The sequence below is a fragment of the Prescottella equi genome (genome assembly GCF_020171745.1).
Lineage (GTDB): Bacteria > Actinomycetota > Actinomycetes > Mycobacteriales > Mycobacteriaceae > Prescottella > Prescottella equi_A.
This window is the reverse complement of the sequence record NZ_JAIVAH010000011.1, coordinates 162608-183381: the sequence shown is the minus strand read 5'-3', so window position 1 is coordinate 183381 and position 20774 is coordinate 162608. Positions and strand designations below refer to the sequence as shown.

Here is a 20774-nt window from a genome sequence, read left to right as displayed (position 1 = left end):
TCGTGACGTTGCTCTCTTCCCGCCGGTCAGCGATGTTTCGGGTCGGTGCCGGGCGCCGGGTTCGCGACCGACGCCGCGAGTGCCTCCCGGACCGGACGCCATGCCAGCCCCAACTCCGAGAGCGTCCGCGAATCGTCGGTGGGGGTGGCCGCGGTGAGCAGCCAGGCCGCCTCGTAGCTCAGCCCCGCACTCACCGGGAGGATCTTCCCGACCGCATCGGCGACCCGGCCTGCTCCACGGAACACGCTCGGCGCCAAGGGAATCCGTCGAATGTGTCGACCGGAGGCGCGTTCGAGCACGTCGATCAGCTCGTCGAACGCGATCAGCTCACCGCCGCACAGGTACCGCCGCGGACCCCGGCCGGGTCGCATCGCCGCGGCGTGCACGTCGGCGACGTCGCGCACGTCGATCATCGTCATCCCGCCGCGCAGTCGCGGTGCGAACCCCGACTCGACCATCGGTGCCCAGCCCGAAGCGGTGATCCCCCGGGTGCCGCCCAGCCCGGGCCCGACCACGCTCGACGGATACGTGATCACCACGGGCGCCCCCGCGTCCTGCAGGGCCCGCGCGATCCGGTCGGCGGCGGCCTTGGTGCGGCCGTACGCGCTGCGCCCGGGCGCGGTGGGGCTGTCGGGGCCGATTACCGCGTCGGGCGACGGGAACAGCGCGCTGTAGCTGGCGACGTGCACGATCGGGTCCAGGCCGAGGAAGGCCGCGCGGGTGAGCAGGGTGGCGGTGGCGGCGGTGTTGACCTCCCACATCAGCGTCTCGCGGCTGTCGTCCGTGCCGACCACGCCGGCGGCGTGCAGCACGGCGTCGCAGCCGTCGAGCAGTGGCGCGATCACCGCCGGGTCGCGGATGTCGCCGGAGAGGACCTCGACCCGCGCCGCATCGGCGCCGAACAGCGCCGACGTCTCCCCCACCGGCTCGTCCGGGTGGACCAGCAGCCGGATGTCGTGGCCGTCGGCGAGCAGTCGATGGACGGTATGGGCGCCGATGTACCCGGTTCCCCCGGTGACCGCGACCTTCATGACCCTTCCCCCTGCTGCGCCGTGCAATTGCGAGACCACTGGTCTCGCAAAACGAGAGGATAGCGCAACGGGGTGTCCGTGGCCGACAATTCGAGGCGATGAGTGCACACGTGAACGACGGGGTGGTCCAGTCCGGACGCCCCCGCGACCCGAGAATCGACGCCGACGTCCTCGCGGCGACCCGCGACATGCTCGTGGACGTGGGCTGGGACCAGTTGAGCCTGCGCGCGATCGCGACCCGCGCGGGGGTCAGCCGGGCGGCGCTGTCACGGCGCTGGCCGTCCAAGGCGCACCTGGTGCTCGACTCGATCCTGGGGTCGACCCCCGACCTCGCGCCGTTCGAGGGCACCGACCGGGCCGGCTGGATCGACTGGGTGGTCACCGGCAGCGCGCAGATCTTCTCGCGCCCCGACGTCCGGGCCGCGGCGCCGGGGCTGCTGGCCGCCCTGCGGGATCACGACGACCTTCGAAAGGCGTTGTGGCAGGGGTTCAGTGGTCCTGCGGCCGACCTCTTCGCGGCGCACGCGGGCCCGGATGAATCGGAGGAGGAGCGGCACCGGGATCTGCTGGACGCCAAGGCGGTGCTGGTGATGGCGGCGGGGTCGGCGCTGTTCTCCAGCTTGATCGTCGGTGACGATGCCACGCCCGAGCTGCGAACCCGCATTCTCGAACTGCTCGCGCCCGTCGCCGAGCGCAAGCCGATCGAAGACGAAAAGTAGTTCCGCTCAGCCTATTTCGGTTCGGCTGATCAGATCGGGGTGCGTCGCGTCGCATCCGGTGCCGACGACCAGCGCCACCAGGGTGGGCGGGGTGGGACCCGCGACCAGCAACAGCACGGCGTCGGTGCCCTGGAATCGCACCGCGCGGGTGCCCAGGACGGGGCGGGACGTGCCGACGCCGATGGCAGACAGGCAGGCCGACCGGACGTCGGGTCGCGCGAGTGCGCCGGTGCCGTCGGCGGCGGAATCGGTATCCCCCACCAGTGCGAGGAGCTGGCCGCGATCCATCTCGCCGCTCAGTTCGACGCGGGCCGGCGCCACGCTGGGCGGTGTCGCGGTGGCCGACGCGACCACCTCGGGCGCCGTCGAGTCGGGACGGTCGACGCCGGTGAGTGCGAACACGACCGCCACGGCCGCCGCCATCGATGCGGCGGCGACGCCGAGCCAGGCCACTCTCCGCCGCTTCGCGGTTGCATCGGGCAGTGATACGACGTCGGCGCCGGACGCCGGAACATTCAGTCCCAGAGCCGAATTGATGCGTGCCGCGATCTCGGGCGGAAGGGGCGTCCCGACGCTGTGATCGCGGCCCACCTCGGCGAGACGCGCACTGACCGCGTCCAGCGCGTCGAGCACGGCCATGGCCTCGGGATCCTGCCGGACCAGCGGCCACAGCCGCTCGCTCACGGAGTCGGGCAGGACGCCGGCGTGCAGGTCGGCGAGCAGGTCGGTGGAGAACGGGGGGCCGAGAACGTCGTCGCCGTCGTGGAGCGTCATCTCACCTCCTACCCGCAGTTTCCGGGGCACGATTGTGCCTTCAATCTGTTCTGACGCGGGGGAATCAAGATCGGTTCCCTACATCGCGCAAGTATTCCAAATGAATTGCGAGCTTCGTGCGCGCTCGCGCGCATCGGCTCTTGACGGTCCCCTCGGGCACGCCGAGCCGCCGGGCGGCCTCGGCGACCGAGTAGCCCTCCATGTCGACCGCCACGATCGCCGCCCGCTGATCGGGCGAGAGTCGCTGCAGCGCCTGGTCGACGAGGAGCGACGTCTCCCGTTCGGCGATGCGGTCGCGGTCGTCCCCCGGATCCTCCGCGTCGTCGGTCGACAGCGACACCGTCTGCCGCACCCGGTTGCGCCGGATCCGGTCGAGACACGCGTTGACCACGATCGTGTGCAGCCAACTGCGCACGGCCGCGTCCTCCCGGAACGAACCCGCCGTCCGGTGTGCCGACAGCAGCGCCTCCTGCAGCGCGTCCGCGGCGTCCTCGACGGTGTAACTCGTTCTCCTCGCAACATGCCAGAGATGGTCGTAGTGCCGGCTCAGCAACTCCGCGAACGCGCCCCCATCACCCGACGCGTGCGCTGCCAAGAGTTCCGAATCCGACAGACCAGCTTTGGCGACCCCCCTGAAGATTCGCACCGGCGGATGCTAGCTGATCGGTTGCCCGACACGCCGTGCCGGATCGGGCCGGACGGTATGTCAGGACGCTGCGGTGAACGACACCTCGGCGATCCCCGACTGGTTCTTTCCGCCTGTCGCGCTCAGATCGGTGATCCACACGAGGACGTTCTTGGTGGCACCCTCCGCCGTGAGTGGGATTTCCGTCACACCGTCCTTCAGGGTCGCGTTTCCGATGACCCGGGTCTGGTCCAGCGACGTGTTCGGGGACGGCGCGGTGCGGATCTCCACCTGCGTGCCCGGGGTGGGCGAGGTGATCTGCATGCTGGTCAGCTTGGCCGCGTCGGGCAGCGTCACCATCAGGCCCACGCCGTTCTTCAGCGCCGGGAACGGCTGGAAGTAGGCGTCGGTGCTCCACACGGTCGCCGGGTTGCCGTCGATCGCCATGCCGGCGTTCGCGGCGTTGTCCGGCGTGCCCTGCGGCGAGAACACCGCGGCGTTCACCGGCCGGACCGCGGCGGTCGCCGACGGCGTCGCGGACGGCGATGCCTCCGCCGACGTCTCCGGCGCCACGGCGGACGTCGTCAGGCCCAGGTTCTGCTTGTTGAGCGGCTCGTCGGAGTTGCCGCCCGTCAGCAGGCTCACCAGCCACCACCCGATCAGCGCCAGCACCACGACGGTCAGCACGCCGAGGGACACGAGCGCGATGAGCGTGCGGTCGGACTTCTGCTTCTCGGCGGCCACGATCTCGGGGTCCTCCGGGAGGGCGTGCCCGGTGCTGCCGGGTACCCGCTGCCCCAGGCGCAGCGCCGGCATCAGGTCGGTCTTCTGGTCGACGACCGTCGCCTGGTCGAGGATGTGCTGCACCGTTCCGGCCGCGCGGATGCCGCTGTCGCCGCCCAGCGCGCGGGCCGCCACCGCGGAGATCTCGAACGGCACGTCCGGGCGCACCTCGCGCGGTTCGACCGGACGGCCCGACGCGTCCCGCTCCGCCGGGAGCATCGCGTCGCCGTCGTCGGACCGGTTGCCGGGCCCGTCGAGCGGCCAGCGGTCGGTGATGAGCGCGTACAACATCGCGCCGAGTCCGCGCACGTCGGAGGCGGGGTCGGCGTCGGACAGCGTTCCGGGGAACGCGAGGACGGCGTCGCCCGCGGCGCTGATCCGGATGCGGTCGGGATCGTCCACGGACAGCGCGCTGCCACCGCGGTGCGCGGCCTCGGCCGCCCCGGCGAGAGCGCGGACGGCGCGGGCGGCGCCGATCGGCGACGGCCCGGTGGACGCCATCTCCTTGAGGGACCGGCCCGGCGTCCACTCGGCGACGACGATGCCGCCCGAGGATCCCCGGACCACATCGAGCACGCGGGCGAGGCCCGGCGAATTGATGCGTCCCAGGCGCAGCGTGCGCGACAGGATCGCCTGCGGACCGTCGGGGCCGGTGGCGGCCGGACCCTCGGCCTGCTGGTCGGCGTCCACGAACGTCAGCGCCACCTCGCGGTCGAGCTTGATATCGAGGGCCTGCCAGAACTGCAGACCGCGCGCACCACCGTGCGGTGCGAGCAGCCGGTAGCGGCCGCCGGCCACCGAGGCGCCCGGCACCAGCTGCGGTCCGCGCAGCGGACGGCGGGACTCGGGGATCGCGCCGGTGACTCGCAGCGGCGGAAGCTGCGGCGAGCCGATCGGGAAGACGCCGGTGTCGACGTTCAGGTCGCGGGCGCGGCGACGGCGATCCGACATCAGCTCGGTGTCGTCCGCCTGCGGATCCGAGTCCGGCGTATCGGAATCATCTGCTGCCGAGCCGTTTTCGTTCGAAGCGGTCGTGTCGGACTGCTGGTCCGGCGAATCCGTCGAAGCGGCACCGTCGTTCGTCACCTTGGTGGCGTCGTCCTCGACGTCGGTGGACGTGCCGCTGCGCTTGTCGGCACCGTCGTCGTCGCTCACACTCGCTCCTTCAATGAACTCGTCGGGAATGTAGTCCGCGCCGACGTAGGCCTCGCTGCGTCCAGGGTACGGGAGGCCATCGGGCCTATCGAGGGACCGCGGCAGGTCCCGGACGACCGGAATCAGTTCGGTATCAGTCTCGTACGGGCGTGGGGCCGCAGCGGCGGTGTCCTCGCCCGAGTCGCCTCCGCGTCCGCGCAACGCCGACACCTTGCGGCCCACCGCGACGGTCACGGCCATCACTTCGGGAACCTTCGCCAGCCACATCAGGACGAACGTGACGACCAGCATGATCGCGCCGGTGATCGCGACGCGGACCATCGCGCCGGGCCCGCCGAACGAGTCGGACAGCTTCTCGAGCCCGAGCAGCTTGTCGGCCGCGAACATCGCGACCGCACCGGCCGCGGACGCGAGCAGCACCAGCCACACCGTCTTGCCGACGTTCGCCATCCGCAGGTCGCCGAGGCTGCGGTGCAGCAGGAAACCACCGATCAGCGCGCCCGCGATGAACGCGAGACCGTTCGCGGCGCCGAGGAGGATCACCACCTGCTGGTTGTCCGCCGCCACGAGCGGGGTCAGCGCCGACAGCGCGATCTTCACGCCGGTGATGCCGAGGATGATCCACGTCGGGGTCCACGCCTGCTCGCGCGCGTAGAAGACGCGGAGGTGGATCAGCACCAGCGAGTACGGGATGAGCGTGAACGCCGACCAGCTGACCGCCTCGCCGAGCCGCTCGGCATTGCCGGCACCGAAGTTGCCGTAGCCGTACAGCGCGTGGCCCACCTGGGGGCCCGCGAAGGTCAGGAACGTGATGACCGGGATGAGCGCGATCATCGTCAGACGGGTGGCCACCGACAGGTCGTCGACGACGGCGGGGGTGTCGTCGGCGGCCGCGTTGCGGCTCAGCCGCGGCATGATCGCGGTCAGGACGGTGACGCCGAGGACGCCGTACGGCAGCTGCAGCAGCAGCCACGCGTTGTTGTAGATCGCCGGGCCGGCCTCGTCGGCGTGCGCCGAGACGCGGGTCGCGAACACCATGCCGGCCTGACTGATCAGCACGTACAGCACGATCGCGACGGCCATGCCGCCGAACTGCTTGAGCCGGTCGTCGAGACCCCACAGCGGGCGCAGCGAGATGCCGTTGCGCTTGATCGCCGGGATCAGGCTGACCGCCTGCGTCACGACGCCCGCGGTCACGCCCAGCCCGAGCAGCAGCAGGTGCGGGTCGCTGATCCGGACCGGGTCGAGCGAGATATCACCCGGGATCAGCCAGTACGCGGCGAGGATGCCGAGCACCACCAGGTTGTTCAGGACCGGCGCCCACGCGCCCGGCTTGAAGTCCTGGCGGGTGTTGAGGATCGCCGTGAGCAGCGCGGACAGACCGTAGAACAGGATCGCCGGCAGCAGCAGGAAACACAGCGCCGTGGTCAGCGCGGTGTTGACCTCGCCGTCGTCGGGCAGGAAGACCTGCGTCGTGAGGATCGGCGCGGCCGCGGTCGCGAACAGGGCGGCCGTTCCCAGCAGCGCCAGGGCGGCCGTGAAGAGTCTTCGGACGAACGCCGCGCCCTCGTCCGGGTCCTCCCGTTCCGCCCGGACCAGCACAGGGACGACGATCGCGGTGAGCACCGCGCCGAGCACCAGCTCGGAGATCATGTTCGGGATCTGGCTGGCCACCGTGAACGCACTGGCCACGGCCGGACCGAGCGCGGTCAGCAGCAGCAGCTGCTTGAGGAACCCGGTCATGCGGCTGATCAGGGTCGCGATCGCGATCGATCCCGTGGCCGCCAGAAGGCCCTTCTGCTGCTTCTGGGGCGTCTGCTCGGGTTCTTTCTCCGCCATCGGCTGCGGCTGGGCCGGTCGGGGAACGGCCTGCGTCACGGCCGGTCGCGGCGGCATCGGCATCGGCCGGGGACCGCCCTGCGGCAGGGGTCGGCGGACGCCCGGGGGCATCGGCCGCGGACCGCGGGGCGGAACCGGACGCTGCGCGCCCGGAGGAACGGGTCGCTGTGCGCCGGGTTGGACGGGTCGCTGTGCGCCGGGCGGGACGGGTCGCTGCGCGCCCGGCATCGGCCGCGGCGGCATCCGGCGGGGCGCACCCGGCGGGACCGGGCCGTTCTGCTGCGGCGGGACCGGACGCCGGACGGGCGGTGCGGGCTGCTCGGGAGAACGGCGTTCGGGCGCGGGCCCGCGGTTCCACGGTTCCGGCCGCGCCGACGACCGAGCGCCCTCGTCGCGAGAGTTCTCGGTCATGGACGTTCATACCCTTCGTCGGCTTTATCGGGCTGGCCACGGAACCGGTGCCAGAGTCGTCGCCCGGCCAGGAACAGCAGAAGTGCACCAGCGCACGCCGTAATTATCGCCAAAGCCTGGCCGTACGCATTCGACCGCACCGTGACGGACGTCTGTTCGCCCAGGCTCTGGCCGCTTTCGGTGGCGAGTGAGAAGTCGACCACCATGGTGCGCCGGTCGGCGATCTCGGCGGGCACCTGCAACGATCGGCTGCCCCGCGGCGGCAGTTGCTGCGGCCCGATGTCGGTGATGTGCATCTCGGCGGGGGCGTCGACCCGCAGTTGCACGGTGATAGCGACGGGCAGTTCGTTCCGGGCCACCAGCAGCAGCGGACTCTGCTCGGACGCGAGCGTGTACACCCCGCCCGGCGCGAGGATCGTGACCGACGCGTACATGCCGTCGATCGTGGTGGCGACCGCGCTCACCCGCTGCTCGGCGGCCGCGTCGGCCGCGATGTCGGCGTCGTTCTGTTCGCGGCGCCCGGACAGCGTCATGGCGCGGAGCAGGTCCTCCCGCAGCGGCGCGAGGAACCGGGTGGGCGTCAGCGGTGCCTGCGGATCGTCGACGAGGGCATCCATCAGTTCGTCGATGCGCGGTTCCTGCGCACCCACCTCCCGCTCGACGGACTGGGGCGTGCCGTCGACGATGGCCTGCTCCGGGTAGGCCAGCGACGCGGTCGCCGGGGACGTCGGCGGCTGGTCGGCGACCCGGGCCAGCGGCTTGGGCGTCGCGAGCCCCGACCGCAGCAGCGTCGACGCCGTCGACAGCACGGCCGCGGCCTCGTCGCCGTCCGCCGACCACTGCTGCGGCGGCACGATGAGCATCGGCCGGTCGGCCGGCCGGTTCGGGCCCGTGGTGGATCCCGGCGACTGCAGCGCCGTCCACGACATCGCGCCGAGGGCGTCCTGCAGGCGTGCGGTGCGTGAGTCGCGGTCCACGTTGTAGCGCGCGCGATCGGGCACGTACGACGGCGTCTGCGGGTCCGCGCCGACGGCGGCGAGCGCCGCGCCGGTGGAGACGTCGAACAGTCCGGCGGTGACGGCGTCCGCTCCCCCACCCGCGACGACGACCTTGCTGCCCGCCCGGGCCGGCGACTCGACCGCGTTGGCGGCCAGCAGCGTCGTGGTCGGTCCGATCTCGTGCAGCAGCTGCGCGGACGCGTCGTCGAGGACCCCGGAGTCGGGCCACGTGACGTTCCGCAGCGAGGTGACACCGAGGATCGAGTCGACGATGTCGGCGGGCGCTTTCAGCGCGCTGTCGGTGAGCGTGGGCTCGTCGACGCGGCTGAGCGCGGAGAGGTCCACCTGGCCGAACGGCACCGACGTGATGCACATCGTGCGGGCGAGGGCCTCGAGGCGGTCGAGCCACGCGGCGGCGGCGTCCCGTCCCGTGCCCTCGCGGGCGGGTCCGTTGGGGGCGGCCGGATCGTCGACGACGAGATAGCCCTGCGTCATGTTGCTGACGGTGATCAGCAGGTCGGGGTCGACGGCCAGGCACAGGGTGTCGGTGAGCCGGCGGTCGCGGTCGACGTCCGGGCCGGTCGCGTACTCGACGGCGCCGAGGAGTTCGTCGAGCCGGCCGCCCGAGGACAGCGAGGTGGCGAGGTCGTCGTCGGTGAGGCGGACCTTCTCGGTGACCGATCCCGGGACCCCCGCCGCGAGCCGGGGCCGGTCGGCGAGCGGCCACAGCATCGTCAGCGCCACCGGGGCTGACGTGTCGGGCGGCACCGGGGCGGTGGGCGAGTTCTCGGTGACCTGGGGCGCGGTTTCCGGGGCGCTGCCGGCGGCCCGCGGCAGCCCGAGCACCGGGAGCAGGAAGCGGGCGTCGTCGAGCCGAGCCTGACCGCCGTACTCGGGGGTGCCGTTCACGTTCACCAGGAGTGGGTAGACCCCGGGCTCGGTGACGTCGAGCGACGATCCGGTGAGCGAGCGCAGCGGCAGCGAGAGCACGAACTGCTTCTGCTCGCCCTCCGCCAGCTCCGAGGTGACCTGCACGAACGGGCCGGCGACGTCGAACTCGCCCTGATCCATGTCGAGCGAGGTGCGTAGTTCCTCGCCCGAGTCGACGCGGGGCGCCCGCTGCAACCGCACGCCGACGTCGGTCACCGGACGGTCGCCGATGTTCGCGACGGTGCCCGTGACGGTGACGACGGGGTCCGACGTCGTGGTGACGGTCGACGGGGTCACCCCGTCGATGTGCAGTTCGAGGAACTTGGGCTGGCTCCGGGCCTTCGTGGTCTGCGTGCGGTCCGGGATCGTCGCGGCTTCGGCGCGGCCGAGCGGGCTCGACGGCAGTGGTTGCGCGGACGCCACACCGATTGCGGCTGTCCCGGTGACGGCGCCGATCAGCATCAGGACGAGCGCCAGCACCGTCTGGATCGCGGCACCGGGTCGTCTCCGTGCGGGACGCGATGCCAGGGTCATTCGGCGTCGGTCTCCCTCACCGGGGAGGCGCCCATCTCGGCGATGAGCTGGCCGGCGATCTCGGCGAGCTTGCGTTCGTCGGCGTAGGCGAGCCGGGAGTCCAGCTCCGACAGCGGCACCCACGCGACCTCGGTGACCTCGATGTCCGCGTCGGACAGCTCACCGCCGAGGGACCGCATCAGGTAGTGGTGCACGGTCTTGTGGACGCGCCGGCCCTCGGTGACGAACCAGTAGTCGATGCTGCCGAGGGAGGCGACGACGGAACCGCGGATGCCGGTCTCCTCGGCGACCTCGCGCATCGCCGTCTGCTCGGCGGTCTCGCCCTGCTCGATGTGTCCCTTGGGCAGCGACCACAGCAGACGTCCGCGCCGGTCGGTCCGGCCGATGAGGGCCGCGCACAGCTTGTCCTCGGGCCCGCCGAGGCCGTCGACGACCAGTCCGCCGGCGGAGGTTTCGCGGACGGTCCGCAGGTGCGGGGTCTTGGATTTGACGGGATCCGCAGTCGCGCCACGGCGCCGCGAGGAGCGGCGGCTGCGGTTGGCACGTTCGGCGGCGGACACCTCATCGATCGTAGTTGACCCGGCGCAACCTGCCGGACTCCCACGCCAGAGGCCGGGCCGCGCTGCGCGGTGTCCTCGCTGGAGGTGCGTTCGGCGCTGCGGCGACCTCGGTAAGGTTTGCTGACGTGAATGCCCCCACCCCCGATGCCGAGCGGCGCGCCCGACTGCTTGACGGTGCGCATCGAACCCTGAGCAGTCTGTCGGACGTGCTGGACCCGCTCGGTGCGCGTTTCACCGAGGCCGGGCACGAGCTGTACCTGGTGGGCGGCAGTGTGCGCGACGCGGTCCTGGGCCGCCTCGGCACCGACCTCGACTTCACCACCGACGCGCGCCCCGAGCAGGTGCAGCAGATCCTGCGCGGCTGGGCCGACAACCAGTGGGACACCGGCATCGCGTTCGGCACGATCAGCGCGGCCAAGGGCGCCGACCAGATCGAGATCACGACCTACCGCACCGACACGTACGACGGGGTCACCCGCAACCCGGAGGTGCAGTACGGCACGACGCTGGACGAGGACCTGGTCCGCCGCGACTTCACCGTCAACGCGATGGCGGTGCGGGTCGACGGCAGCGGCACGTTCGAGTTCGTGGACCCGCTGAACGGCATGGACGCGCTCCTCGCGGGTGTCCTCGACACCCCCGCGGCCCCGGAGATCTCGTTCAACGACGATCCGCTGCGGATGCTGCGCGCGTGCCGCTTCGTCTCGCAGCTCGGGTTCACGCTCGCGCCGCGCGTGCAGGAGGCGATCGTCGACATGTCCGAGCAGATCGAGCGGATCACCGCCGAGCGGGTGCACACCGAGCTGGACAAGCTGATCCTCGGCGAGTTCCCGATCGACGGCGTCAACGTGATGTGCGAGACCGGGCTCGCGGCCCGGGTGATCCCCGAGATTCCCCAGCTGAAGCTCGAGATCGACGAGCACCACCAGCACAAGGACGTGTACTGGCATTCGCTGACCGTGCTCAAGCAGGCGATCGACCTCGAGGACGGCGACCCGGACCTGGTGCTGCGGTGGGCGGCGCTGCTGCACGACGTGGGGAAGCCGCCGACCCGTCGTCACGAGCCGGGCGGTGGCGTGAGCTTCCATCACCACGAGGTGGTCGGGGCGAAGATGGTGCGCAAGCGGATGCGCGCGCTCAAGTACTCCAAGCAGATGGTCGACGAGGTGGGCCAGCTGGTGTTCCTGCACCTGCGCTTCCACGGCTACGGCGAGGGGCAGTGGACCGATTCGGCGGTCCGTCGCTACGTCACCGACGCCGGTGACATGTTGCCGCGGTTGCACAAGCTGGTCCGCGCCGACTGCACCACCCGCAACAAGCGGCGGGCGGCGAAGCTGCAGGCCACCTACGACGACCTCGAGAAGCGGATCGCCCGGATCGCCGAGCAGGAGGATCTGGCGCGGGTGCGCCCGGACCTGGACGGCAACGCGATCATGCAACTGCTCGGCATCCCGGCCGGCCCGCAGGTCGGCAAGGCGTGGAAGTTCCTCAAGGAACTTCGCCTGGACCGCGGACCGCTCGATCGTGACGAGGCCGAGGCCGAGTTGCTGAAGTGGTGGGCGGACCAGCCGAAGGATTGACCGGTCGCATCTGCGGGGCGAATTCGTTGAGACGTCCGAAGATGCGGATCTAGACTCCTGTCATGCCTGACATTCGGATACGGGACGCGGCCCAGCTGCTCGGCGTCAGTGACGACACCGTGCGGCGCTGGATCGACGCCGGCACGCTCGCCTCACACAAGGACGAGGCCGGCCGCATGGTCGTCGACGGCCGTCAGCTCGCCGAGTTCGCGCGAGCCCATGCGGCCCCGGCCCCGGAGAATCCGCTCGGCGTGGGCAGTTCGGCCCGCAACCGTTTCACCGGTCTGGTGACGCGGGTGGTGGCCGACGGCGTGATGGCGCAGGTGGAGATGCAGTGCGGGCCGTTCTCCGTCGTCTCGCTGATGAGCGCCGAGTCGGCGACCGAACTGAGGCTCGAGCCCGGCAGCATCGCGGTGGCCGTCGTGAAGGCCACCACGGTGATCGTCGAGACGCCGGCGGTGTCGGCGTGAGGCGCGCGCGGACGGCCGCCGCGGCCGGGGTGCTGGCGCTGACGATGCTGTTGGCGGGCTGCGGCAACTCCGCAGACTCGGACACCGGCACCGAATCCGGTGAGACGATCACGGTGTTCGCGGCCGCGTCGCTGCGCGCGACGTTCACCGAACTGGGCCGGCAGTTCGAGGCCGAGCACCCGGACACCCGGGTGGTGTTCAACTTCGCGGGCTCGTCGGACCTGTTCACCCAGATCGACCAGGGCGCGCCCGCCGACGTCTTCGCGTCCGCGGACACCGCGAACATGACGAAGGCGGTCCGGGCGGGGCTGACGGCGTCGGATCCGGTGAACTTCGCGACCAACACCCTGACGATCGTCGTACCGCCCGGGAATCCGGCGGGCATCACGTCGTTCGCCGACCTCGCCCGCCCGGGCACCAAGGTGGTGGTGTGTGCGCCGCAGGTGCCGTGCGGCAACGCGACCCAGCGGATCGAGGACCTGACCGGGGTGCGGCTGTCTCCCGTCAGCGAGGAGTCGTCGGTGACCGACGTGCTCGGCAAGGTGGTGACGGGGCAGGCCGACGCCGGTCTCGTCTACGTCACCGACGCGGCGGGCGCGGGGGACAAGGTCGAGGCCGTCCCGTTCCCGGAATCGGCGCGGATCGTCAACACGTATCCGATCGCGGTGCTGCAGAAGTCCGACGATCCCTATGTCGCAGGCGAATTCGCCGCGTTCGTGATCGGCCCCGAGGGGCGACAGGTGTTGTCGGCGGCCGGTTTCGGCGCGCCGTGACCACCGCGGCGCGGGTGCGGGTCCCGGCCGGGTTGCCGGTCTGGATCTACGTGCCCGCGGCCGCGGGTGGGCTGCTGGTGGTGCTGCCGCTCGTCGCGATGCTGGCGGGGGTGGACTGGGCGAACTTCCTGAGCCTGGTCACCTCCGAATCCTCTTTGGATGCCTTGGTTCTGAGCCTGAAGACGGCGTCGATCAGCACCGTGCTGTGCCTGCTGCTCGGGGTGCCGATGGCGCTCGTATCGGCCCGGTGCGATTTCCCCGGGCTGGCGGCTCTGCGCGCACTCGTGTTGCTGCCCTTGGTGCTTCCGCCCGTCGTGGGCGGTCTCGCACTGCTCTACACGTTCGGTCGGCGCGGGCTGATCGGGCAGCACCTGGAGGTGGCGGGCATCCAGATCGCGTTCTCCACGACGGCGGTGGTGCTGGCCCAGACGTTCGTGGCGCTGCCGTTCCTGGTGATCAGTCTCGAGGGCGCGCTGCGCACCGCGGGCCGACGCTACGAGGCCGTCGCCGCGACGCTCGGCGCCCGCCCGACGACGGTGCTGTTCCGCGTCACGATCCCGTTGGTGCTGCCGGGTCTGATCTCGGGGGCGGTGCTGTCGTTCGCCCGCGCGCTCGGCGAGTTCGGCGCCACTCTCACGTTCGCGGGCAGCCTGCAGGGCGTGACCCGGACGCTGCCACTGGAGATCTACCTGCAGCGGGAGACCGACCCCGAGGCGGCGGTGGCGTTGTCACTGGTGCTGGTGGTCATCGCGGTGCTGATCGTGGTCGGAGCCCGGACCCGGCGGGTGGTGGGCGCGCTGTGAGCGGTCTGGCGTTGCGGGCCCGGGTCGCCGCCCGCGGACTCGACGTCGAACTCTCGGTGGCGCCCGGCGAGGTGGTCGCGATCCTCGGGCCCAACGGCGCCGGCAAGTCGACGCTGCTCGACGTCGCCGCCGGACTGCTGCGCCCCGACGAGGGCCGCGTCGTGCTCGACGACCGGGTGCTCACCGACACCGCGAAAGATGTTGCGGTGCCGTCGCATCAGCGGGCCGTCGCGCTGCTCGCGCAGGAGGCGCTGTTGTTCCCGCACCTCACGGTGCGCGAGAACGTGGCGTTCGCGCCGCGCAGCGCCGGTGCGGGCCGCCGGGAGGCCTACGCCGTGGCGGACCGGTGGCTCGACGAGGTGGACGCGGCCGCGCTGGCGAATCGTCGGCCCCGGCAACTGTCCGGTGGGCAGGCGCAGCGGGTCGCGATCGCGCGGGCGCTCGCCGCCGGTCCGCAACTGCTGCTGCTCGACGAGCCGATGGCCGCCCTCGACGTCGGTGTCGCGCCCGCGGTGCGGGCGCTGCTGCGGCGCGTCCTGCGAACCGGTGACCACACCGCGGTCATAGTGACTCACGATGTCCTGGATGCGATTTCGCTTGCGGACCGAGTCGTGGTGCTCGACGCCGGGCGCGTCGTCGAGGAGGGGACGGTGGAGCGGGTGCTGGCCCGCCCGCGCAGCGCGTTCGCGGCCCGGATCGCGGGGATCAACCTGGTGGCGGGCAAGGTGCGCGGCGACGTCCTCGACACCGTCGCCGGCGCCGTGCACGGGATCGCGGAGGACGGCTGCGACGACGGCGAGCCCGCGGTCGCGGTGTTCGGTCCCACCGCGGTCGCGGTGCATCGCGTGCAGCCGGAAGGCAGCCCGCGCAACGTGTTCCGAGTCCGCATCGCGGAGATCGAGGGGCTCGGTCGGCACGGCCACGCGATCCGCGTGCGCGCCGCCGACCACCCCGACGGCTCCGCCGGGCTGGTCGCCGACGTCACCGCCGCCGCCGTCGCGCAGCTCGACCTGGCCCCCGGCGACGACGTGTGGTTCGCCGTCAAGGCCACCGAGGTCGCGGTCTACCCGAGCTCCGCCCGCATGAGATAGACGTTGTAGCTGTCCCACTCGGACATCGTGAAGTACAGCGCGTCCGGCGTGGACCACGGGTGCATGAAGCCGCCGTACAACTTGGGGTACTCGTCGTCGTCGACGAGGGTGGCGCCGTCCGACCACACGCCCTGCGGGCTCGCGGAGCGGCGCAGGATGATCCGTCCGGCCATCGGGTCGAGATAGCTCATGAGCCACTGCTGCTCGGCGGCGTCGTAGCGGACGGACAGCTCGCTCGCGGCGCCGGCGACGAGGGGTGTCGCGAGGTGCTCGACCACCGGCACCCAGGATCCGGACACCCAGTACTGGTAGGCGCTGGGGTTGAGCAGCTTGTCGACCGGGACCCGGGCCAGGCCGACGGCGCCCATCCGTCCGTTGGGGGTGCCGAACATGTACACGTGGTCGCCCTGCGGCACCATCGCCGTCACCTGGAAGCGATTCATGCCGAAGATGTTGTCCCACTTGGCGTGCTGGTCCTCGGTCCACGTCTGTCCGCCGTCGTCGGAGTAGGCGATGCCGCCGTAGTTCGTGTACCACATGCCGGGGATCACGCTCCAGCGTCGCACCGACATGTAGGACAGGTACTGGCGGTCGCCGATCGCGAACCCGGACGTCGGGATGGTGGTGGTCTCCCAGTTGGGGATGTGCCGGGACGCGATGATCTCGGCGGCGTGGCAGCGGCTGTCCTGCACCATCGACTCGATCGTCAGGCCGTCGGCGAGATCGGTGTCGGTGCTGTGCCCGAGGGTGTTGCTGCGCCAGTCCTGCCCGTTCGCGCCGGGCGGAGTCCAGTCCAGCCCGAAGGTGTCGCCGAACGCGATGGACACCTCGCCGGGTCGGCTCTCCCACGTGATGCCGAGGTCGGTGCCGCTCACCTGCCAGCGTTTGTCGGTGCGGTTCTCGGAACCCGGACCGGTCACCTGCGACACCAGATCCACCGCGAGCACCGGCGGGGTGCCGATCGGTGGGGTGAGCGGGCCGGGTTCGATCGTGCCGACGTCGAGGGGCGGTGCCGGCTGTGGTTCGGGGCCCGGGTCGTCGCCGGGGATCGGGATCGGAATCGTCTCGGGTCGGGGCTGGATCTCGATGCGCGGCAACGACAACGAACCGGATCCTGATCCCGAACCGGAACCCGACCCGGAGCCCGATTCGGGTGATGGCCCGGCATCGGGTGCAAGCGGTTCGCCGCCGGGATCGGTGAGGTCCGGGCACGGATCGGTGCACGGGTCGTCGGGCAGCGGATCCTGCGGCACCCGGGTCTGGTCCGGGGCGGGGTCCGGCAGCGGCACCGGGACGAACTCGGGATACGGCACCGGCACACCGACGACGGGCGGATCGGCCGGCGTCGGCTGCGGATCGCGCACGGACGGGTCGAAACCCTGCTCGCCGCACGCGTTGGTGGAGGCCGCCGGGCCGGGGGCCTGCGCCGCGGCGGGGGCTGAGGCAAGGGCCAGTCCCGTGGCGGTGGCGGCGAGTAGCGACGTCAGAATCCGTGGCACGACCATCAGTTCCGTCCGGCAGCGATGTCCGCCGAACCTAACCCGGCGTGGTCTCCTCCCCCGGCGCAACGGTGTCGACCGTGACGGAACCGTGTCGCGGTGTGGTGCGTCGAAGAAGGATATGGACGGACTCGAGTACTGGTTCGGAACCGGCGACGGCGCGACGAGCATGTGGACGTCGCCGGCGGACCTCGACATCGATGGGGACGGCGGTTTCGACGCGGTGCGCCTGGACTTCGACGGCGACGGCCTGCTCGACGACGCCATGTGGGACAGCGACGACGACGGCGTCGCAGACCGGGTGGTGCTCGACGTCGGGGCCCCGGAGGCCCGCTATTTCACGGACCCGGCGCGCAACGGGGTGTGGGGACAGCAGGTTTCGGCCCCGACAGTGGTCGACGATCCGCGCGAATGGGGCCGGGTGGACTTCGACGACGACGGCGCGCGGGACGACGAGATCGTCGACCGCGACCGCGACGGGACGCCCGACTACGTTCTGGTCGCTGCGCGGGATTCGTCCCGGTACGACACGTTGTTGGTGCCAGAGGAGGAGCCGGGGCGGATGTCGGTGCGGCTGAGCGACACCGACGGCGACGGTCGGCTCGACACGGTGCGGCGGGAGGGCGTCTAGCCCGATTCCGGAACCGTGCGCCGCGAGTTCAGCGCGATCCCCACCAGGCTGAGGGCGTAGACGCCGCCGGCCGCGAGGACCAGGCCGAGCGAGCGGCCGTCCGCGGGGACGACGGTGGCGGCAGCGGCGATGGCCAGGCAGAACGCGACGTTGAAGACCGTGTCCTGCAGTGCGAACACCTGGCCGCGGCGGTCGTCGTCGATCTCGATCTGCATCGCGGCGTCGCCGGTGAGTTTGACGGTCTGTCCGGCGAATCCGAGGAGGAAGGCGCCGGCCAGCAGCCACACCTGGGACAGCGTCGCGATCATCGTGACCTGCACGACGAGCGCGAAGGCGATCGCGACGGTGACGGTGCGGGGGCGGCCGAGTCGGGGGATCAGCCACGGGGTGACGAGCGCGGCGAGCAGCAGACCGGCCGCCGTCGCGGCCACCGCCACTCCGAATCCGGCGAGCCCTCCCGGCAGTGCTCCCCCGGTTGCCGGGTCACGCAGGATCAACACGAACAACAGGGTGTTGACGCCGAAAGCGATGCGGTGCGCCCCGATTCCGAGCATTGCGGTGGTGACGCCGGGGGCCTGCCACACCGCGGTCGCGCCGACGCGTAGGCCCTCGAGGATCGCGAGCGCGGTGCCGCGGGTGTCGGCGACGGTGTCGGTGGGACCGAGGGCGTGAGGAGCGAATCCGCGCGCGGCCCACACGGCGATCACCGAGCCCACGGCGCCGACCGCGACGGCCGTGCCGGACCCGACGTCCCCCTCGCCCATGAAGCCGATCACCGCGACCGCCGTCCCCGCGCCCAACGCGGAGAACACCGAACCGGCGGTCGCGAGCACCGAATTGGTTGGTACCAGCCAACTCTGCCGCACCACGTGCGGCAGTGACGCGGAGATGCCGGCGAGGACGAACCGGCTGACGCCGATCGCGGCGAGGGCCAACAGCAGCAGCGGGGTCTCCCCCACCCCGGCGATCAGCGCCGCCGCGATCACCAGGATCAGGATGCCGCGCAGGGCATTCGCCCACAGCAGCACCGCGCGGCGGTCCCACCGGTCGAGCAGCGCGCCCGCGAACGGACCGATCACCGAGTACGGCAGCAGCAGCACCGCGAAACCGGCCGCGATCGCGAGTGGTTCGGTCTCCCGTTCCGGGTTGAACAGGATCGCCCCGCCGAGCGCGGCCTGGAACAGTCCGTCGCCGTACTGGCTGGCGAACCGGACGGCGGTGAGCCGGGCCAGGCCGGGCGAGTGGCGCAGTGTGGTGGCGGCGGCCGCCCACGATCCCCGAACCGAACTCCATCTGCGCACACGGGAACCCTATCGGGCGGCCCGGGCCGTCAACTCGTTCCGCCACCACCGCACCGTCGCGGCCGCGGCGTCGCCGAGCGCGGTCGGTGCCAGGCCCAGCAACTGCTCGCTGCGCGTCGAGTCCATCACGAACGGCGACTCGAACTGGTACAGCGTCTCGGCCAGTTCCCGGGTGGGCCGATGCACCACGCCGATGGTCCGCAACAGCCACCCGGGCAGCGTCCCCACCTTCGGAGCGGGGACCCCCGCCGCGTCGGCGAACGCCGAAACCATCTCGCGCTGCGTCACCGCGGGTGCCGTGGGGGCGTGCAGCACGGTGTTCCACAACGTCCGGTCGTGCGCCGCGGCGATCATCGCCGCTGCCAGATCGGGCACGTAGGTGAACGAGTGCGGGACGTCGGCGCGTCCCAGGACCCGGATGGTCTTCCCGTTCAGGACCGACGGGACCATCCGCTCCCCGGCGTGCGCGTTCAGCACGTGCGGTCCGAAGAAGTCGGACGCGACGACGCTGACCGTCGGCACGGGATGCGCGGCGCGGGCCGCGAGCAGGCGAGTGCGGACGCCGAGCTTGCCGGTGGTCGCGTCGCGGGGGCCGTCCTCGGTCATCGGGCCGTCGGGGCGTCCGTACGAGTACAGGCTCTCCGGGAACACCACCACGGCGCCGACGCGCTGCGCGGCGTCCATCACCACCCGCTCGGCGGCGGGCAGCTCCCGCTCCCACGCGCGGGCGTCGTACGCGGAGCCGTGGATGCAGTGGAAGACCGCGGTGGCGCCGTCGAGCGCCGGGGCGAGGGCGGCGGCATCGGAGACGTCGACCCGGCGGCGCTCGATCCGCGGATGGTCCGGTCCGCTGCCCGAGCGGGTCAGCACCCGTACGTCGTGGTCGGCGTCGGCGAGTTGTTCGGCGACGGTCCAGCCGACGGGTCCGGCCCCGGTCACTACCTGCAGATTCGACATGACGAGCTCGCTTCCTCGAGTGGGATTTTCCGAAGCGAGAGCAGTGCTCTCTGTTCTCACCATGCGCTCCCGGGACCGGCATGTCAAGAGCAGTGCTCTCTTTTGTTGACAGTGCTCTCGTATCTCCGGCAGGGTGGGCGCATGACCGTCACCCCGCGCGAACGCGCCCGCGAGCAGACGCTCGCCGAGATCACCCGCATCGGCCGCGAGCACCTCGCGGCGCACGGTGCGGCGGCGCTGTCGCTGCGGGCCGTCGCCCGCGACCTGGGTGTGGTGTCGTCGGCGGTGTACCGGTACGTCGCGAGCCGCGACGACCTGCTGACGCTGCTGGTGATCGACGCCTACACCGAGCTCGGCGCGGAGGTGGACGCAGCCGTCGACGCGCTGCCCGCCGCCGACCATCGCGGCCGGCTGCACGCCCTCGCCCGCGCCGTCCGCGCCTGGGGTCTGCGCGAGCCCGCGCGGTACGCGCTGCTGTTCGGCAGCCCGGTTCCCGGCTATCACGCGCCTGCCGAGCGCACGACCGGTCCGGGCACGCGGGTGATCGTGGCGCTGGTCGGCATCATCGAGGACGCGCAGCGGGCCGGGGCGCTGACGGTGCCGGACGGGGCGGTCGACCCGGTGCTGTCGGTGGACCTCGACCGGATCCGGGCCGAGATGGGACTGACCGTGCCCGACGAACTGCTCGCCCGCGGCGTCCTGGTCTGGGCGGCGCTGTTCGGTGCGGTGAACTTCGAGGTGTTCGGGCAGTACGGCGCCGGCACGTTCACGGACCCGGCCGCGCTCTTCGGGCACCACCTCGCGGTGCTGGACCGGATTCTCGGTCTGGATTGATCCGGCGGAACGTGGCCGACGACACGTCGACGGCATACCCCTAGGGGTATAAAGTCGCGGGTGGAGAAAGGATCCCCCCAGGGGGTCTGGAGAGAGCGGGCCGGGTGGCCCTAGGGTCGGACGTCGTGGGCATCTTTCGAAAGTCGTACGGAACGGTCGACGTGCACAGGGCGCAGAGCCTCCTCGAGGAGGGCGCGGTCCTGCTGGACGTGCGATCGCGTCCGGAGTGGGACACCGGCCACGTGCCGGGTGCCACCCACCTGCCGCTGCACGAGGTGATCGAGCACGGCATCGAAGTTGTCGCGGGTCGACCCGTCGTCGTGATCTGCCGCTCCGGCGGACGATCGGCGAACGCGGCGCGTCAGCTGTCCCGGCAGGGCGCCGAGACCTACCTGGTGCGCGGCGGGTTCGACGCCTGGCGCCGCGCCGGCCTCGCGATCACCACTCCGGACTGACCGCCACGTCACACGAGGAGT

Annotated in this window: 18 protein-coding genes; 9 read left to right on the top strand and 9 right to left on the bottom strand. The window is 71.6% G+C overall.

Features of this window, described 5'->3' with window-relative positions:
- Nucleotides 1-26: 26 nt before the first annotated feature.
- A complete protein-coding gene (locus LCL87_RS08610) occupies nt 27-1031 on the bottom strand; it encodes an NAD-dependent epimerase/dehydratase family protein (protein ID WP_225018655.1) in 1005 nt (334 codons plus the stop codon).
- Between the two features lie 98 nt (nt 1032-1129).
- On the opposite strand from LCL87_RS08610, the gene LCL87_RS08605 reads away from it, so the two are divergent.
- On the top strand, nt 1130-1750 hold the full coding sequence (locus LCL87_RS08605; protein WP_225018652.1) for a TetR/AcrR family transcriptional regulator: 621 nt from the start codon (nt 1130-1132) through the stop codon (nt 1748-1750).
- 6 nt (nt 1751-1756) lie between these two features.
- On the opposite strand, the gene LCL87_RS08600 is transcribed toward LCL87_RS08605, so the two are convergent.
- The 5 genes from LCL87_RS08600 to LCL87_RS08580 form a co-directional block, all read right to left on the bottom strand.
- The gene (locus tag LCL87_RS08600; RefSeq protein WP_225018650.1) at nt 1757-2524 is read right to left on the bottom strand and encodes an RsmA family anti-sigma factor; all 768 of its coding nucleotides are present in this window, start codon (nt 2522-2524) and stop codon (nt 1757-1759) included.
- A 64-nt stretch (nt 2525-2588) separates the two neighbouring features.
- The gene (gene sigM / locus LCL87_RS08595; protein WP_225018648.1) at nt 2589-3170 is read right to left on the bottom strand and encodes an RNA polymerase sigma factor SigM; all 582 of its coding nucleotides are present in this window, start codon (nt 3168-3170) and stop codon (nt 2589-2591) included.
- A gap of 60 nt (nt 3171-3230) precedes the next feature.
- Complete coding sequence (locus tag LCL87_RS08590; RefSeq protein WP_510850723.1) at nt 3231-6983, bottom strand: lipid II flippase MurJ; 3753 nt, start codon at nt 6981-6983, stop codon at nt 3231-3233.
- Between the two features lie 350 nt (nt 6984-7333).
- Nucleotides 7334-9799, bottom strand: coding sequence for a glycoprotein (locus tag LCL87_RS08585; RefSeq protein WP_225018646.1), 2466 nt, complete (start codon nt 9797-9799; stop codon nt 7334-7336).
- Nucleotides 9796-10359 carry an NUDIX hydrolase gene (locus tag LCL87_RS08580; RefSeq protein ID WP_225018644.1) on the bottom strand — a complete coding sequence of 188 codons (564 nt, stop codon included), beginning with the start codon at nt 10357-10359 and terminating at the stop codon, nt 9796-9798. The genes LCL87_RS08585 and LCL87_RS08580 overlap by 4 nt, the downstream gene beginning before the upstream one ends.
- A 125-nt stretch (nt 10360-10484) precedes the next feature.
- Between LCL87_RS08580 and LCL87_RS08575 the strand changes: the two genes are divergently transcribed.
- The 5 genes from LCL87_RS08575 (at nt 10485) to LCL87_RS08555 (ending at nt 15076) form a co-directional block, all read left to right on the top strand.
- Nucleotides 10485-11939 (top strand): CCA tRNA nucleotidyltransferase, encoded by a 1455-nt coding sequence (locus LCL87_RS08575; protein ID WP_225018642.1) that lies wholly within the window; start codon nt 10485-10487, stop codon nt 11937-11939.
- 62 nt (nt 11940-12001) lie between these two features.
- The gene (locus tag LCL87_RS08570) at nt 12002-12409 is read left to right on the top strand and encodes a helix-turn-helix transcriptional regulator (RefSeq protein ID WP_225018640.1); all 408 of its coding nucleotides are present in this window, start codon (nt 12002-12004) and stop codon (nt 12407-12409) included.
- Nucleotides 12406-13182, top strand: coding sequence for a molybdate ABC transporter substrate-binding protein (modA, locus tag LCL87_RS08565; protein ID WP_510850721.1), 777 nt, complete (start codon nt 12406-12408; stop codon nt 13180-13182). Before LCL87_RS08570 ends, modA begins: the two co-directional genes overlap by 4 nt.
- The gene (locus LCL87_RS08560) at nt 13179-13985 is read left to right on the top strand and encodes an ABC transporter permease (protein WP_225018638.1); all 807 of its coding nucleotides are present in this window, start codon (nt 13179-13181) and stop codon (nt 13983-13985) included. The genes modA and LCL87_RS08560 overlap by 4 nt, the downstream gene beginning before the upstream one ends.
- Complete coding sequence (locus tag LCL87_RS08555) at nt 13982-15076, top strand: ATP-binding cassette domain-containing protein (protein ID WP_225018636.1); 1095 nt, start codon at nt 13982-13984, stop codon at nt 15074-15076. The genes LCL87_RS08560 and LCL87_RS08555 overlap by 4 nt, the downstream gene beginning before the upstream one ends.
- Here LCL87_RS08555 and LCL87_RS08550 read toward each other — a convergent pair.
- On the bottom strand, nt 15049-16581 hold the full coding sequence (locus LCL87_RS08550; RefSeq protein ID WP_225018634.1) for a glycoside hydrolase family 183 protein: 1533 nt from the start codon (nt 16579-16581) through the stop codon (nt 15049-15051). The genes LCL87_RS08555 and LCL87_RS08550 overlap by 28 nt on opposite strands.
- Nucleotides 16582-16696: 115 nt before the next feature.
- On the opposite strand from LCL87_RS08550, the gene LCL87_RS08545 reads away from it, so the two are divergent.
- The gene (locus LCL87_RS08545) at nt 16697-17206 is read left to right on the top strand and encodes a hypothetical protein (RefSeq protein WP_225018632.1); all 510 of its coding nucleotides are present in this window, start codon (nt 16697-16699) and stop codon (nt 17204-17206) included.
- Here LCL87_RS08545 and LCL87_RS08540 read toward each other — a convergent pair.
- Nucleotides 17203-18507 (bottom strand): MFS transporter, encoded by a 1305-nt coding sequence (locus LCL87_RS08540; protein ID WP_225018630.1) that lies wholly within the window; start codon nt 18505-18507, stop codon nt 17203-17205. The genes LCL87_RS08545 and LCL87_RS08540 overlap by 4 nt on opposite strands.
- A gap of 9 nt (nt 18508-18516) precedes the next feature.
- Nucleotides 18517-19464 carry an NAD-dependent epimerase/dehydratase family protein gene (locus tag LCL87_RS08535; protein WP_225018628.1) on the bottom strand — a complete coding sequence of 316 codons (948 nt, stop codon included), beginning with the start codon at nt 19462-19464 and terminating at the stop codon, nt 18517-18519.
- 141 nt (nt 19465-19605) lie between these two features.
- Here LCL87_RS08535 and LCL87_RS08530 point away from each other — a divergent pair, with 141 nt between their 5' ends.
- Together LCL87_RS08530 and LCL87_RS08525 are read left to right on the top strand one after the other, a co-directional pair.
- Entirely contained in the window at nt 19606-20298 is a 693-nt protein-coding gene (locus LCL87_RS08530) for a TetR-like C-terminal domain-containing protein (RefSeq protein WP_225018626.1), read from the top strand.
- 125 nt (nt 20299-20423) lie between these two features.
- On the top strand, nt 20424-20753 hold the full coding sequence (locus tag LCL87_RS08525; RefSeq protein WP_225018624.1) for a rhodanese-like domain-containing protein: 330 nt from the start codon (nt 20424-20426) through the stop codon (nt 20751-20753).
- Nucleotides 20754-20774 lie beyond the last annotated feature (21 nt).